Here is a 14,664-nt window from a genome sequence, read left to right as displayed (position 1 = left end):
ATCACTCACCAAACACCTTGCAGTAGTCTTCCTTGAACTTCTCGATGCCGGAATCGGTCAGCGGATGATGCAGCATCTGCTCAATGACCTTGTAGGGCACGGTGGCGATGTCGGCACCGGCCAGGGCACAGTCGGTCACGTGGATGGGGTTGCGCACGCTGGCCGCGATGATCTGGGTCTCGATGTCGGGGTAGTTGAGGAACATGTCGTGGATGGTCTCGATGAGCTCGATGCCCCGCTGGGAGATATCGTCCAGGCGCCCCAGGAAGGGGCTGACGTAGGTGGCACCGGCGCGGGCGGCCAGCAGCGCCTGGTTGGCGCTGAAAATCAGGGTGCAGTTGGTGGGGATGCCCTTGGCGGACAAGGCTTTGATGGCCTTGAGGCCCTCGGCGGTCATGGGGATTTTTACGACCATGTGCTTGGGGTCCAGGGCGTAGATGGCCTCGCCCTCCTTGACCATCGTCTCGGCATCGGTGGTGGTGGCTTTCACCTCACCGCTGATGGGGCCGTCCACGATGGTGGCAATTTCAGCCAGCGTCTCGGCGTAGTCCCGGCCCTCCTTGGCAATGAGGCTGGGGTTGGTGGTGACGCCTGCGATGACGCCCATGTCGTTGGCGGCGCGGATCTCGTTGACGTTCGCGGTATCAATAAAGAATTTCATACAGTTACACTCCTTGTTTTCTTTGTGATTAGAAATGCTCCACGGCGGCGCGTTCCGCCTGCAAAGCAGCCTTGTATCGTTCCAGGAACGCGGTAAATCCGCGCACATCCTCTTCCCGGGGTTCCAGGGTGGTGCCCATGGAGCCGGCAAAGATCTTCTGTTTCAGGTAATCCGCCAGGTTCAGCGGGCAGCCTTGCAGCACCGCCAGCCGATAGCCGGCCAGCAGGGCCATGCCGTAGGGGCCGCCTTCCCCGGCCGTTTCCATGACGGTGACGGGCGCCTGGGCAGCCGCCGCCAGATACCGCTGGGCAACACCGGGAGTCTTGAAGAGTCCGCCGTGGCCCAGCAGACGGTCCACCGCCACATTCTCCCCCTGGAGAATGTCCAGCCCGATCTTCAGGGTGGCCATGGCCGAATAGATGTGCGCCCGCATGAGGTTGGGCAGAGAGAAGTCGCTGCCCGCCGTGCGCAGCAGCAGCGGATGGCCCGCGTCAAAGTGGGTCACTCCCTCGCCGGAATAGTAGTTCACCGGCACCACATCGCCGCAGTCCGGTGCGCCCTCCAGCGAGGCATTGAAAAGCAGCGGGAACAACTGGGATGCCGGCACTTGTGTGCCGCACAGAGCCGCCACCTGGCCAAACAGGTTCACCCAGGCGTTCAGGTCGCTGGTGCAGTTGTTGCAGTGGACCATGGCCACCGGAGCTCCGTCCGGTGTGGTGACCAGATCGATCTCGGGGTAGACGTTTTTCAGCATCTTTTCCAGCACCACCATGGCAAAAATGGAGGTACCTGCACTCACATTGCCGGTACGCACCGCCACCGTATTGGTGGCAGCCATACCGGTCCCGGCATCTCCCTCGGGCGGACAGACCGGCACGCCGGGGGACAACGTACCGGTGGGGTCCAACAGATGTGCCCCCGTCTCCGTGAGGGATCCGGCATCCTGCCCGGCGCAGAGCACCCGGGGCAGCAGGTCCTGCAGGCGATAGGGCATTCCGGCCCCTGCCAGCAGTTCATCGAAACTGGCCATCATGGCGGCGTCGTAGTCGCAGGCGGCACTGTCGATAGGGAATATGCCCGAGGCATCCCCGATGCCCAGCACCTTTTCCCCTGTGAGCTGCCAGTGCACATACCCCGCCAGCGTGGTCAGGAAGTCAATGTTCCTGACGTGGCTTTCCCCGTTGAGGATGGCCTGGTAGAGATGGGCCACGCTCCACCGCTGGGGAATGTTGAAGTGGAACCGCTGGGTCAGCGCCTCGGCGGCAGTCTGGGTGGTGGTGTTGCGCCAGGTGCGGAAAGCGGCCAACTGGTGGCCGTCCCGGTCGAAGGGCAGATAGCCGTGCATCATGGCGGAAACACCCAGGGCCCCCACCGTGGTCAGCGGTTCGCCGTAAGTTTTCTGATACTCTTCGGCCAGATGGCGGTAGGCATCCTGGATGCCCTCCCAGACTTCCGTCAGGGGGTAGGTCCAGTACCCGCCCTCAAAATGGTTTTCCCAGTCGTGGGCGCCGCTGACCAGCACCGAACCGTCGGGGCCCGCCAGCACTGCCTTGATGCGGGTAGAGCCCAGCTCAATGCCCAGCGCAGTGGATTTTTGTTCAATTTTTTTCATAAGATCACCGCCTGTGAGATAGAGAATGGAGAGAAGATTGACAGCGCCGCCGGCGCCATTTACAATACAGATAAAGGGACAAACAAGGAGGCGAGGGACATGGGTGCGGTCTTCGACAAGAAAGAACTGCTGGTTCTTCTTCAGGATTTTTACGAATTGACCGGTTTGCGCACCGTCGTGTTTGACGAGTGGGGCGTGGATGTTTTGTCCTATCCTTCGGATCTGCCGGCCTTTTGCCAACTGGTGCGAGCCACCCCGGAAGGGGCGCTGGGTTGCCGGCTATGTGACCAGAAAGCCTGCCGCCAGGCCCGGCAGGAGCGCAAAACGCTGATCTATCCCTGCCATGCCGGCCTGATCGAGGCCATCACCCCCATCCAGGTGGACGGAGTAGTGGTGGGCTATCTGCTGCTGAGCCACATTGTGCAGGGGGCAGACGAGGACGCGGAATGGTGCCGGGCCCGGGAACTGTGCCGGAAGTACGGCATTGCGGAGGAGGACCTGTCCAAAGCCTACCGGCAGCTGCCCCGCACCCCCTACCGCATTTTGCGCGCGGCCGGGGATCTGCTTTCCTTTTCGGCCCAGGCGCTGTGCCAGGCCCAGATGGCCCGACTGGTGCCCGGTAGCCTGAAAGAACGGCTCAACCACTTTGTATTGGAACATCTGGCCGAAGATCTTTCCAGCGAGCGGATCTGCACCGCGTTGGGCGTGGGGCGCACAGCGCTGTATGAGCTTTCCAAACAGACCTACGGCTGCGGCATCCATGAGTATGTGCGGCAGCTGCGCATCCGGCACGCCATGCAGCTGCTCACCACCACCAAGCTGACCAACAGCGAAATCTGCCAGAAAATCGGCATTGCCGACTACAACTATTTTTTCCGGGTATTTCGCAAGCAGACCGGTTTTACGCCCCAGGCTTATCGCAAACAGTTCGGGGAAACGGACTGAGCGCCGATTCTGTGTTTATCATACATCCTGCGTCTGGCAACGGATAGTCATGGATGTTCATTTTACTGGATTTTTGTTCGATTTTTTCGGATTGATTCTTGCAGACGCAAAGGCAGCCTTCTTCCAACGGATCCCAAGGGACCGCCGGGAAAGAGGGCTGCTTTTGCGTTTGATTCAGGTTGTCTTTTCAGACGCTGCCTATGGCTTTTTGTGGAGAAAGAATGGTTATGCCTTTTTCTGGCTGAGGAAAATCAGTTTCATAATGGGGAAGAACACCCAGAAGGCGATGCAGCACTGGAGGAACGCCGCGATCAGACCGCCGATGGCCTCCCCCAGGGTGCTGTACAGCCAAGGCTGATAGATTCCGTACAGGGCGTTGGCCCCCACCGTAATGACCAGGAAGGCCGCGAAATACCACATGGCCTGTCAGGCGATATTGCCGCTGGACTTGAAGGTCACTTTGCGCTGCAGGAAGAAGCTGACGACCTGGGAGAGGATCAGCGGGATGAACGTTGCCAGAAAGTATGCAACCCCGCCGTGGGTCAGGTAACTGCCGGTGATGCCGTTAAGGGTCCTTGTCACCAGGGTGTTGACCGGTCCGCCGGTAAAGTTGAAAACATAGTAGGGGTTCAGCCCGCTGACGGTCTGCCCTACGGCGGTCACCGTGGTCATGGTCTGGGGATCACCGATTGGGCCGAACAGATACAGGTCCACATTCACCAGGCTGATGCTGCCCAGAATGGGCTGCAAAACGGGAATGAGCACCAGCTGCACCACCGTGGCCAAGTTGCCCACCATAAAATAGGTGATGAACTGGGCAATCCGGGGGTGTGCTTTCCAGCAGCGGACCACCGCTTGCCAGGGCCCCTGCTTACCGGTACGACTCATGGTCATTGCCTTCCTCTCTCCATGGGATTTCTGTCTGTGCCGACCCCAGCGGGCTTTCCGCCGCGACCTGCACAGGACCGGAGCCGTCCGGCCGCACAATGGCCAGCGCTTCTCCGTAGTAGGTGTCGGTGCTGGAGGTGAGATACCCCGTATCGTTATAGGGGCATCCGTTGCCCAGCCCCAGAAGGGTGCCGCCTTTGACCGAAACATGAATCAGGCCGCGGGTCAGCGGCTTGAGGGCTCCCTGCCCGTCGGTATACCGAAGGCGGACATAGGGTAATCCATGCTGTTGCAGGGCGTTCAATGTCTGCACTGTGGGGTGCCCATACGGGTTGTCCTCCCCCCACGCTATCATTATCTCCCATGCAGATCATGGCGAAGCAGCTCTCACTGCTTTTTCAGTAGAATGGATCGCTCGGCACAATCTCACCACCTTGCCGGGGAGAGATTGTACGTCATGGCGCTTCTCTGATCACGCTTCTTACACCGGGAACGTACCTCCGTGCTGGGTATTCGGTTGTCAAGGTACGGGCAGTACTACTGCGTCAGGGCAAAGTCGTGAAGAATGCTCTGTACGATCTCCTGGTCAGACTTGGAAACTTTTCGCATGATCCGATAGAGGAAGTCACGCTGTGTCGGGGTGAGGCGCGCATTCTTTGGCCGGTATCCATCTATGAAACCGATACCGCCATTGTATCGTCCCCTTGTGGTCTGAATGGGGTATGTAAGTGAGAATACATCCACGTCGGTGCGGATGGTGCGGATGGATACATTGAACCGGGAAGCCAGATCTCGCATTTTAATGCGCATTTTTGCATCGCAAAGGATTTCGATAATCTGACATCGACGCTCCATTGCATCCATCGCACCACCTCCCTTCCGTTGCCCTGTCTCTATCGTAATGGTTAAATAGGAAATAAACCTTACTATTTAAAAAATAAAATTCCACGCATTGAATAACCTTTCTTTGGACATAGAAAAGTTTTATGCATGGTGGAGATCGGCACCCTACCGCAGAACATAAAACAAAAAGAGCAGAAGAGCTAGTGCCACAGGGCACCTGCTCTCTGCTCTTTACGGCAGGATAGATATATTTTTCCTGGATGCTGCGTGTGTGCGCTATACGATCAGTTGAAAATAATGTTTTGTATTATTTTCTGGCAACGCTTTATTACAGCCAACCAAGTTTCCCCTTCCCAATTTAGAATTTTATTTCTTTTCAATATGGAATTTACATTCGTTCAACTTGCCAACAGACAACAATACAATGTATTTAGCACGAAATTGTCGAAATTTGTTTCTTGGGGTGAACGGGATGTATGATGTTTCTGAAAAGCTCGCTGCCGTAGTGCAGGCTGCGCGAATCGCTCATGGCTTGACGCAGAAAGAGCTTGCCGAAACGATTGGTGTGACAGGGAAATCAATTTCCAATATTGAACGCGGCGTTGCCAACCCGGAATTTGAATCCATCTATCTGTTGTTCCGTTTTCTGGGCATCGATGCCAATGCAATCTTTTACCCGGAGCGTAGCGATGTTGACACTATGCTGAATCAATTTCAGCGCATGCTTGCTGGCTGCACCGGTGACGAACTGGAGATGCTGTTATCTATCAATCGCGAGATCCTGATCCACACACGGCGAATGGATGAAGTTGGCGAAGTAGAAACCGTTTAAGAAAATGGCCCGCTTTTCAGTTGCATGAAAAGCGGGCCTTGCTGCTATTTATAGACCTTTGTGCAGGGATAGATTTTTCTTCGGATGATATCTACCCGCATTTCCTTTTTGCATTTCGGGCAATACATCGGGAAACGAAGCGCCAATGTATCTTGATAAATCTTTGTTTTCGTCTTATTGTGGCAAACCGGGCAATTAACCCATACAGATTTTGCGGTACATTCATTTGCCAAACAGTCTGCTCTTTTTTTGGCGCCGCCTTTTACTACAAACATCTACGGTTTTGCCTTCTCCGAACGCAATGCACACACATTTTGATATATGTTTCCATAGAAAACCGCACTACCCGCCACAATGCTCCGTGCCCCGGCCGCATAGGCGCCGGGCAGGGTACCAGGGGTGATGCCGCCATCCACCTGGATGACGGTATTGCTCCCCTGCCCTTGCAGCAGACTTTTGGCAGCAGCAATCTTCTCGTTGCTGCCGGGCAGATAGACCTGCCCACCGCGACCGGGGTGTACCGTCATCAGCAGCAGCTGCGAAATTTGGGCCAGGTACGGCAGGGCCGATTCCACCGGCGTTTCGGGGTTGAGTACCAGCCCGGCTTGCATCCCGGCGGCGCAGATGGCCCGCAGGGCCGCTTCCGGCCCGCCCGGGATCTCGTAATGGACCGAGACCCGCTTTACCCCCAGTTCCTCCAGTTCCGGCAGAAAATCCAGCGGCTTTTCCACCATCAGGTGAACGTCTAGGGGTTTGGTGGTCAGGCGTTCCATCGTACGCACCATGCCCGTACCAAAGGAGATGGCCGGCACAAAGTGCCCGTCCATCACGTCGATGTGAAAGGCATCCACACCGGCGGCATTGGCCGCCCGCATGTCCCGCTCCAGATTGGCAAAGTCGGCGGCCAGAATGGATGCACACAGTTCAAACATTATTCTTCCTCCAGCTGGGATACCCGACGGCTGTGACGCTCCTCCTCCGAGAAAGGCGTGTCCAGAAAGATGTCCACGATCTCCAGCGCCAGGCCGGGTCCGGTGACCAGCGCGCCCAGAGCAAGCACGTTGGCGTTGTTGTGCAGGCGGGTGGCTTTGGCAGAGAAGCAATCCCCGCACAGCGCGCAGCGGATGCCGGGCACCTTGTTGGCGGCGATGGAGATGCCGATGCCGGTGCTACAGATGACGATGCCTTTTTCGCACTCGCCCGATGCCACGGCATGGGCCACCGCCTTGCCATAGACGGGGTAATCCACCGAAGCGGTAGAATCACAGCCGAAGTCCCGGTATTCCAGTCCGCGCTGCCGCAGGTGAGCCAAAATCTTCTGCTTGAGTTCGTATCCGCCGTGGTCGCAGCCGATGGCGATCATCTTACACCAGCTCCTTTACAGCGGCGATGATGGCGTCGGAACGCAGGCCGAACTGCTCCAGCAGATCCCAGGCGGGGCCGGAGTGACCGAAAACGTCCTTCACGCCTACCCGGCGCATCTTCGTCGGGCACTGCTCGCCCAGTACGGCGGCCACGGCTTCGCCCAGACCGCCCAGGATGCTGTGCTCCTCGCAGGTGACGACGGCACCGCACTCTTTGGCCGCTTTGACGACCAGTTCCTCGTCCAGCGGCTTGATGGTGCACAGGTTGATGACCCGGGCCTGGATGCCCTCGTTCTTCAGCTGCTCGGCGGCAATGAGGGCCTCGTTCACTTCCAGGCCGGTGGCGATGATGGCCACATCGCTGCCCTCGGTGAGCTGCTCGCCTTTGCCGATCTCGAACTTAAAGGTAGCTTCATCATGGAACACTGGCAGGGCCAGGCGGCCGAAGCGCAGGTAGACGGGGCCTTCGTGCTCATAGGCAGCCTTGACGGCAGCCTTGGCCTCCACGTCGTCGGCAGGGCAAAGCACCGTCATGCCGGGGATGGAGCGCATAAGGGCGAAATCCTCGCAGCACTGATGAGAGGCGCCGTCCTCGCCCACCGAGATGCCGCCGTGGGTGGCACCGATCTTGACGTTCAGGTGGGGGTAGCCGATGGAGTTGCGGACCTGCTCAAAGGCGCGGCCTGCGGCGAACATGGCAAAGCTGGAGGCAAAGGGCACCAGCCCCATAGCCGCCATACCGGCGGCGGTGGCCATCATGTTGCTCTCGGCAATGCCGCAGTCAAAATGGCGGTCGGGATAGGCTTTTTTGAAGACGCCGGTCTTGGTGGCGGCGGCCAGATCGGCGTCCAGCACCACCACGTCGGGATGGTCCTTCGCCAGTTCCACCAGGGCGGCGCCGTAGCTGTCGCGGGTGGCGATCTTCTTCACTTCACTCATGCCTGCGCCTCCAGTTCTGCCAGTTGAGCGTTCAGCTCGTCCATGGCAATCTTGTATTCCTCGTCGTTGGGGGCCTTGCCGTGCCAGCCTACCTGGTTCTCCATGTAGCTGACGCCCTTGCCCTTGGTGGTGTGCATCAGGATGGCGGTGGGGGCGCCGTTCTGGGTGTGGAAATACTGGAACGCATCTTCGATTTGGGCGAAGTCGTGACCGTCAATGGTGACGGTGCGGAAACCGAAGTCCCGCATCTTGGCATCCACCGGGTCGGTGGGCATCACTTCGCTGGTGGGGCCGTCGATCTGCAGCCCGTTCAGGTCGATGATGACGCAGAAGTTGTCCAGCTTGTACTTGGCCGCAAAGAGGAACGCTTCCCACACTTCCCCCTCCTCGATCTCGCCATCGCCCAGGAGAGCATACACACGCACATCATCCTTGTGCAGGTACTTGGCGGCTTTGGCCATACCGGCGGCCGCGCTGACGCCCTGGCCCAGGCTGCCGGTGGACATGTCCACGCCGGGCACAGTGTTCATGTTGGGGTGGCCCTGCAGGTAGCTGTCGATGTGGCGCAGGGTGGGCAGGTCCTCCACCGGGAAGAATCCCCGGTAGGCCAGTGCGCTGTACAGGCCCGGCGCCGTGTGGCCCTTGGAGAGCACGAACCGGTCCCGGTCCTCCCATTTCGGGTTGGTTGGGTCGACGCGCATTTCCTTATTATAAAGGTAAGTAAACATATCGGCGGCGGACAGGCTGCCGCCGGGGTGCCCGGCTTTGGCACCGTGGGTGGATTCAATCACGCCCATACGCACCTTGCAGGCTGCGATCTGCAGCTTCAGACGTTCTTCCTTTGTCATATCACTCACCAAACACCTTGCAGTAGTCTTCCTTGAACTTCTCGATGCCGGAATCGGTCAGCGGATGATGCAGCATCTGCTCAATGACCTTGTAGGGCACGGTGGCGATGTCGGCACCGGCCAGGGCACAGTCGGTCACATGGATGGGGTTGCGCACGCTGGCCGCGATGATCTGGGTCTCGATGTCGGGGTAGTTGAGGAACATGTCGTGGATGGTCTCGATGAGCTCGATGCCCCGCTGGGAGATATCGTCCAGGCGCCCCAGGAAGGGGCTGACGTAGGTGGCACCGGCGCGGGCGGCCAGCAGCGCCTGGTTGGCGCTGAAGATCAGGGTGCAGTTGGTGGGGATGCCCTTGGCGGACAAGGCTTTGATGGCCTTGAGGCCCTCGGCGGTCATGGGGATTTTTACGACCATGTGCTTGGGGTCCAGGGCGTAGATGGCCTCGCCCTCCTTGACCATCGTCTCGGCATCGCTGGTGGTGGCTTTCACCTCACCGCTGATGGGGCCGTCCACGATGGTGGCAATTTCAGCCAGCGTCTCGGCGTAGTCCCGGCCCTCCTTGGCAATCAGGCTGGGGTTGGTGGTGACGCCTGCGATGACGCCCATGTCGTTGGCGGCGCGGATCTCGTTGACGTTCGCGGTATCAATAAAGAATTTCATAACAAAAGACTTCCTTTCTGATCAATCAACCCCAGGGATTCTCGGTGGGATAGGGCAGGCTGTCGGGCTGGTTGTAGGCGATGTCGCCGATGCCCAGGTACTTGAAGACCTCGAACAGGGCCTTGCCGCAGTGGCTGAAGGCCACCGCACCGTGGTGCGGATAGCGCTTCTGGATCAGCACATGGCGGTAGAAGCGGCCCATCTCGGGGATGGCGAAGATGCCGATGCCGCCGAAGGAACGGGTGGCCACCGGCAGCACCTCGCCCTGGGCAATGTAGGCCCGGAGGTTGCCCTCGCTGTCACACTGCAGGCGGTAGAAGGTGATGTCCGATGCCGCGATGTCGCCCTCCAGGGTGCCGCGGGTGAAGTCGGGATCGCTGCCCGCCGGCTCCAGCAGACGGTGCTGGATCAGCTGGTACTTCACGGCACGGTCGGCGCACATCTTGCAGGACGGCGTGTTGCCGCAGTGGAAGCCCATGAAGGTATCGGTCAGCTTGTAATCGAACTTGCCGGCGATCTCCTCGTCGTAGATGTACTTGGGTACGCTGTTGTTGATGTCCAGCAGGGTGACGGTGTCACCGGAAACGCACATACCGATATATTCGCTCAGGGCACCGTAGATATCCACCTCGCAGGAGACAGGGATGCCGCGGCTGACCAGGCGGCTGTTCACATAGCAGGGCTCAAAGCCGAACTGGGACGGGAAAGCCGGCCAGCACTTGTCCGCAAAGGCCACATACTTCTTGCTGCCCTTGTGGGCTTCGGCCCAATCCAGCAGGGTCAGTTCGAACTGGGCCATGCGGGCCAACAGGTCGGGGTAATACTTGCCCTCGCCCATCTCGGCGGCCATGTCGGCGCAGACCTCGGGGATGCGGGGGTCGTCGGCGTGCTCTTTATAAGCCACCAGCAGGTCCAGCTCGGAATTTTCTTCCACTTCCACGCCCAGCTCATACAGGCCCTTGATGGGAGCATTGCAGGCGAAGAAGTCCTGGGGACGGGGGCCGAAGGAGATGATCTTCAGGTCCTTCACGCCCAGCACGGCCCGGGCAATGGGCAGGAACTCCGCCATCTTGTCCGCCAGTTCCTCGGCGGTGCCCACGGGGTACTCGGGGATGTAGGCTTTCAGGTGGCGCATACCCAGGTTATAAGAACAGTTCAGCATGCCGCAGTAGGCGTCGCCGCGGCCGTTGATCATGTCGCCGTCACCCTCGGCAGCCGCCACGTACATGACGGGGCCGTCGAAGTATTTGGCGATGAGGGTCTCCGGCGTCTCGGGACCGAAGTTGCCCAGGAACACCGTCAGGGCGTTGCAGCCCGCGGCCTTGACCTCCTCGACAGCCTTGAGCATATCGGTCTCGTTTTCCACCGTGACGCTGCACTCATAAGGCTCAAAGCCTTTGGTCTTGCAGGCGGTCACGATGTTCTGGCGCCGCTGAGTGGACAGGGCAATGGGGAAACAGTCGCGGCTGACAGCCACAATGCCCAGGCGGACTTCGGGAATGTTGGTAGACTTCATGTCAAATTCCTCCGTTTTCTATGTGGATGATTCTAGTTATAGATCTTTTTCGATATCAATGTTCTCGCCGGTCAGGGCCGCCACAGCGCCCTGGGCGGCCTCGGCGGAATCGGGATGAGCCAGCAGCCACTTGTTGCAGGCCCAGAGGTATGCATCGTCCCCGCCCTTGATGGGCATATTCGGCTTGTCGGTGTTGGTTCCCTTGGGAAGAGCCACCAGCACCTTGAATCCGTTGGCGGGGTCGGTGTGGCAGGGGGCGTAGTGCAGGGTGGTGGCGTAGACTTCCACCAGGGTACCCGCGGGCACACGGAAAGCCTTCACCTTGCTGGTGTCCAGCGTGCCGTCCACGATCTCGTCCTGCTTGGCCAGCAGGAGGATGAAGTCCCGGGTGCCCAGATTGAACTCGCTGTCCCGGTGGTATTCCAGGCAGTTCAGCTTGGTGTTGTGGCCGTTGCACCAGCCCATCTGGAAGGGCATACCGCCAAAGAGCGAAGCCCCCAGCGCGGCGGATTCCGGCAGGTTTTGCAGGGCCGGATCTTCAGCCAGATAGTCGGTGCCCTCCGGCAGCGGGGTGGAAGCGCTCAGGGCTGCAACCACGGCCTCGCATTCGGTTTCATATCCGGTGATGACACGGCCGTAAGGGGCAAACTCGGGGGCAGTAACAGGATAGATGGTCATTTGTTTTTCCTCCCTTTTTCTTAACTTGTTACTTGGCAAGTTCTTTGAACAGCGGCTTACAGGTGGGGTAGATTTGCTTGAATTTCTGATACCGTTCTTCATACAGGGCGGTGAGTTCCGCGTCCGGCTCAATGGTACGGCTGACATGGACCAGGGCATTGGTGGCCTCCTGCACGGTCGCATATTTACCGCAGCAGACCATGGCCAGCAGCGCACCGCCGTAACCGGGTCCCTGTTCGGTAACCAGGATATCCAAGGGAATGCCCAACACGTTGGCCATGATGGTACACCACAGCGGGCTCTTGGCACCGCCGCCGCAGATGTTGGACCGGGGGATCTCCACGCCGATGGAGCGGGCGGTTTCCACCGAATCCCGGATGGCAAATGCCACGCCTTCCAGTACTGCCTGTGTGATATCTGCACGCGTCGTGTCCATGCTCAGCCCGATGAGGGTACCTCGGGCATCGGTGTCGTTGATAGGGCTGCGCTCGCCCATCAGGTAGGGCAGAAAAAACACCTTATTGCGGCCCAGCTTGTCCCGGGTAATGGGGGCCTGCTCGGCGGGATAGTCTTTATCAGTGACCTTGAGAATGTCATCCATCCACCATTTGTTGCAGGAGGCAGCGGAGAGCATGCAACCCATCAGATGCCAGCCGCCGTCTGCGTGAGCGAAGGCATGCAGACCATTGGTGGCATCCACGCCGAACTTTTCACTGCTGATAAACACAGTGCCGGAAGTACCCAAACTGATGTTGCAGTGCCCTTTCCCTACCGTGCCGGTGCCCACAGCTGCGGCTGCGTTATCTCCCGCACCCGCACAGACCTTTACACTTTCGGGCAGACCCAGGGCGGCGGCTGCGTCCGGTTTCAAGGTACCAACAAACTGCCAACTTTCATAGAGATGGGCCAGCCATTCTTCCTTGACACCGCAGATTTCGCACATTTCCTTGCTCCAGCATTTGTGTTCTACATCCAGGAGCAGCATGCCGGAAGCATCGGAATAATCGGTGGCGTGCACGCCGGTCATGCGGTACACCAGGTAATCCTTGGGCAGCATGATCTTGGCAATAGCCGCATAAAGTTCAGGCTCGTTCTCCTTCATCCACAGGATCTTGGGGGCGGTGAATCCTGCGAAAGCGATGTTGCCGGTGTATTTGCTCAGGGTCTCGCGGCCGATTTCCTTGTTCAGATAGTCGGTCTGTCTGGCGGTGCGGCCGTCGTTCCACAGGATGGCGGGGCGCAGCACCTTGTCGGCGGCGTCCAGGGCCACCAGACCGTGCATCTGGCCGCCCATGCCGATGCCCTGCACCTGGGCGGGGTCGAAGCCTTCCAGCAGAGCCGGGATGCCATCCAGGCATGCCTGCCACCAGGAGGAAGGATCCTGTTCGCTCCATCCCGTATGAGGCATACTTAGGGGATATTCCCGGGAGACCTGGTTGCACACCTTGCCGGTTTCGTCCACCAGAAGAAATTTGCACGCCGAGGTACCCAGATCCACGCCGATATACAACATAAGAATACCGCCTTTCCAGCCATTCTTTCGTAAAGAACATTTATATAAGTTCTTTACATATGATACTGCAAGTATACATCACTGTCAATCATCAAAACCAACAAAAGCAGTCGAAAAATATCGCCATATATCCACAAAAATTTCTGATTCGGTTGACTTTTTTGTTGTGGTTGGGTAAGATGAAAGTGTTTTACATTGATTTCACTTTTGAAAAGTTAAAGGAATTATATATGAAAAAGCTTTCTCTTCCGCCTACCGAACGGCGTCGCTTGACCCGGAACCAGATTTATCAATATATTTACAAGGCACCCGGATGTTCTAAGCAGGAGATTGCTGACAGCCTCAATTTCAGTATGCCAACTGTACATCAAAATCTGAACGAACTGACACAAGCGGGGTTGGTGCGCATCGATGGCGTTGGAGAATCTACGGGTGGGCGCCGGCCTCTTCAATTGACCATTAATGAAAATGCGCATTTTTCTGTAGGAATTTCTGTCACCGACGATCATTTTCGGATCATTGCTGCGAACCTCCGGCTGGATGAAATCGCATATCAAAAGTATCCTCATCCCCATTGCAACAACATGAAGGAGATGGGGAACTTCCTTGCAGCCGATTTGGAAAATTTTCTAAACAGATTTGGTCTGAACCGCGAAAAACTGCTGGGGGTCGGGATCGCGCTACCAGCCATTTTTAATGCCGATAGGACTTGTGTGATCACTGCACCAACACTTAATTTGCGAGATCAAGATATCCATCCACTGATTTGTAGTATCCCTTACCCTGTTTCCGTTTGCAATGATGCGACCAGCGGCGGGTATGCTGAATGGTACGTTCAGCAAGATTCCGATTGCATGGCATATATTTCCTTAGAAGGTGGCGTAGGTGGCGCTATCCTTATGAACGGTGTTCCTTATACCGGTCTGAATGGCCGCAGCGGCGAGTTTGGACACATTTGTGTGCAGCCGGAAGGGCTTTCCTGTAAGTGTGGTTTGCGTGGTTGTCTGGAAGCTTACTGCTCTTCTGATCGAATTTCTACCGATTTAGGTATCTCCGTGGAGCAGTTTTTTGCTGGCTTGGAATCCGGGAACTTAGCGTACCAAACGTTATGGAAAGATTATCTTCGCCATTTGGCATCAGCGCTTGCCACGATCCGTATGGTTTTTGACTGTCGCATTGTGCTGGGCGGGTATGTCGCTCAATATCTCGCTCCTTTTTTAAAGGAGCTCCGGGGGCTGACGGCCAGCCGCGATCCGTTTGATGATGAAGCTGAATATATTTCCCTTTGTCATTACCCCAAGCACGCTGTTCCACTTGGTGCAGCATTGCATTTTATCAATCTTTTTGTTGAAGAGTTATGATTG

General features: G+C 57.6%; 18 protein-coding genes. 3 read left to right on the top strand and 15 right to left on the bottom strand.

Annotation, left to right across the window (positions count from 1 at the left end; all coding sequences use genetic code 11):
* Window position 1 precedes the first annotated feature (1 nt).
* Window positions 2-661 carry a fructose-6-phosphate aldolase gene (gene fsa, locus AC127K_RS10105; protein ID WP_193503312.1) on the bottom strand — a complete coding sequence of 220 codons (660 nt, stop codon included), beginning with the start codon at window positions 659-661 and terminating at the stop codon, window positions 2-4.
* 28 nt (window positions 662-689) lie between these two features.
* Entirely contained in the window at window positions 690-2,273 is a 1,584-nt protein-coding gene (locus AC127K_RS10100) for a xylulokinase (protein ID WP_193503355.1), read from the bottom strand.
* Between the two features lie 99 nt (window positions 2,274-2,372).
* Between AC127K_RS10100 and AC127K_RS10095 the strand changes: the two genes are divergently transcribed.
* Window positions 2,373-3,218, top strand: a complete 846-nt coding sequence (locus tag AC127K_RS10095; protein WP_483720486.1) for a PocR ligand-binding domain-containing protein — start codon at window positions 2,373-2,375, stop codon at window positions 3,216-3,218.
* 225 nt (window positions 3,219-3,443) lie between these two features.
* Here the strand turns inward: AC127K_RS10095 and AC127K_RS10090 are convergent, their stop codons facing one another.
* The 4 genes from AC127K_RS10090 to AC127K_RS10075 form a co-directional block, all read right to left on the bottom strand.
* Complete coding sequence (locus AC127K_RS10090; protein ID WP_483720485.1) at window positions 3,444-3,638, bottom strand: hypothetical protein; 195 nt, start codon at window positions 3,636-3,638, stop codon at window positions 3,444-3,446.
* Between the two features lie 6 nt (window positions 3,639-3,644).
* On the bottom strand, window positions 3,645-4,106 hold the full coding sequence (locus AC127K_RS10085; protein ID WP_483720484.1) for a hypothetical protein: 462 nt from the start codon (window positions 4,104-4,106) through the stop codon (window positions 3,645-3,647).
* Entirely contained in the window at window positions 4,090-4,419 is a 330-nt protein-coding gene (locus tag AC127K_RS10080) for a hypothetical protein (protein WP_483720483.1), read from the bottom strand. Before AC127K_RS10080 ends, AC127K_RS10085 begins: the two co-directional genes overlap by 17 nt.
* A 224-nt stretch (window positions 4,420-4,643) precedes the next feature.
* Window positions 4,644-4,904: a hypothetical protein gene (locus tag AC127K_RS10075; RefSeq protein WP_483720482.1), complete on the bottom strand. Its 261-nt coding sequence runs from the start codon at window positions 4,902-4,904 to the stop codon at window positions 4,644-4,646.
* 517 nt (window positions 4,905-5,421) lie between these two features.
* On the opposite strand from AC127K_RS10075, the gene AC127K_RS10070 reads away from it, so the two are divergent.
* Entirely contained in the window at window positions 5,422-5,781 is a 360-nt protein-coding gene (locus AC127K_RS10070) for a helix-turn-helix transcriptional regulator (RefSeq protein ID WP_483720481.1), read from the top strand.
* Between the two features lie 44 nt (window positions 5,782-5,825).
* On the opposite strand, the gene AC127K_RS10065 is transcribed toward AC127K_RS10070, so the two are convergent.
* Genes AC127K_RS10065 through xylB form a run of 9 tightly spaced genes read right to left on the bottom strand, consistent with a single transcriptional unit; the run spans window position 5,826 to window position 13,300 of the window.
* Window positions 5,826-6,056 (bottom strand): cysteine-rich KTR domain-containing protein, encoded by a 231-nt coding sequence (locus AC127K_RS10065; protein WP_330032671.1) that lies wholly within the window; start codon window positions 6,054-6,056, stop codon window positions 5,826-5,828.
* Window positions 6,057-6,713: a ribulose-phosphate 3-epimerase gene (locus AC127K_RS10060; protein WP_330032670.1), complete on the bottom strand. Its 657-nt coding sequence runs from the start codon at window positions 6,711-6,713 to the stop codon at window positions 6,057-6,059.
* A complete protein-coding gene (rpiB, locus tag AC127K_RS10055) occupies window positions 6,713-7,144 on the bottom strand; it encodes a ribose 5-phosphate isomerase B (RefSeq protein ID WP_007048729.1) in 432 nt (143 codons plus the stop codon). The genes AC127K_RS10060 and rpiB overlap by 1 nt, the downstream gene beginning before the upstream one ends.
* Window position 7,145: 1 nt before the next feature.
* Window positions 7,146-8,084: a transketolase family protein gene (locus AC127K_RS10050; RefSeq protein WP_483720479.1), complete on the bottom strand. Its 939-nt coding sequence runs from the start codon at window positions 8,082-8,084 to the stop codon at window positions 7,146-7,148.
* Window positions 8,081-8,932: a transketolase gene (locus AC127K_RS10045; RefSeq protein ID WP_483720478.1), complete on the bottom strand. Its 852-nt coding sequence runs from the start codon at window positions 8,930-8,932 to the stop codon at window positions 8,081-8,083. The genes AC127K_RS10050 and AC127K_RS10045 overlap by 4 nt, the downstream gene beginning before the upstream one ends.
* A 1-nt stretch (window position 8,933) precedes the next feature.
* Window positions 8,934-9,593, bottom strand: a complete 660-nt coding sequence (gene fsa / locus AC127K_RS10040; protein WP_483720477.1) for a fructose-6-phosphate aldolase — start codon at window positions 9,591-9,593, stop codon at window positions 8,934-8,936.
* 25 nt (window positions 9,594-9,618) lie between these two features.
* Complete coding sequence (locus AC127K_RS10035) at window positions 9,619-11,109, bottom strand: L-fucose/L-arabinose isomerase family protein (RefSeq protein WP_483720476.1); 1,491 nt, start codon at window positions 11,107-11,109, stop codon at window positions 9,619-9,621.
* Window positions 11,110-11,145: 36 nt separating this feature from the next.
* Window positions 11,146-11,787 carry a DUF4867 family protein gene (locus AC127K_RS10030; RefSeq protein ID WP_007048103.1) on the bottom strand — a complete coding sequence of 214 codons (642 nt, stop codon included), beginning with the start codon at window positions 11,785-11,787 and terminating at the stop codon, window positions 11,146-11,148.
* 28 nt (window positions 11,788-11,815) lie between these two features.
* Window positions 11,816-13,300 (bottom strand): xylulokinase, encoded by a 1,485-nt coding sequence (gene xylB, locus AC127K_RS10025; RefSeq protein ID WP_007048102.1) that lies wholly within the window; start codon window positions 13,298-13,300, stop codon window positions 11,816-11,818.
* A gap of 59 nt (window positions 13,301-13,359) precedes the next feature.
* Here xylB and AC127K_RS10020 point away from each other — a divergent pair, with 59 nt between their 5' ends.
* Window positions 13,360-14,661 (top strand): ROK family transcriptional regulator, encoded by a 1,302-nt coding sequence (locus AC127K_RS10020; protein ID WP_483720475.1) that lies wholly within the window; start codon window positions 13,360-13,362, stop codon window positions 14,659-14,661.
* The last annotated feature ends 3 nt before the right edge of the window (window positions 14,662-14,664 follow it).

This window comes from Subdoligranulum sp. DSM 23681 (assembly GCF_057005535.1).
Note: the sequence above shows the minus strand (reverse complement) of the source record. Positions and strands in the feature narration are given on the sequence as shown.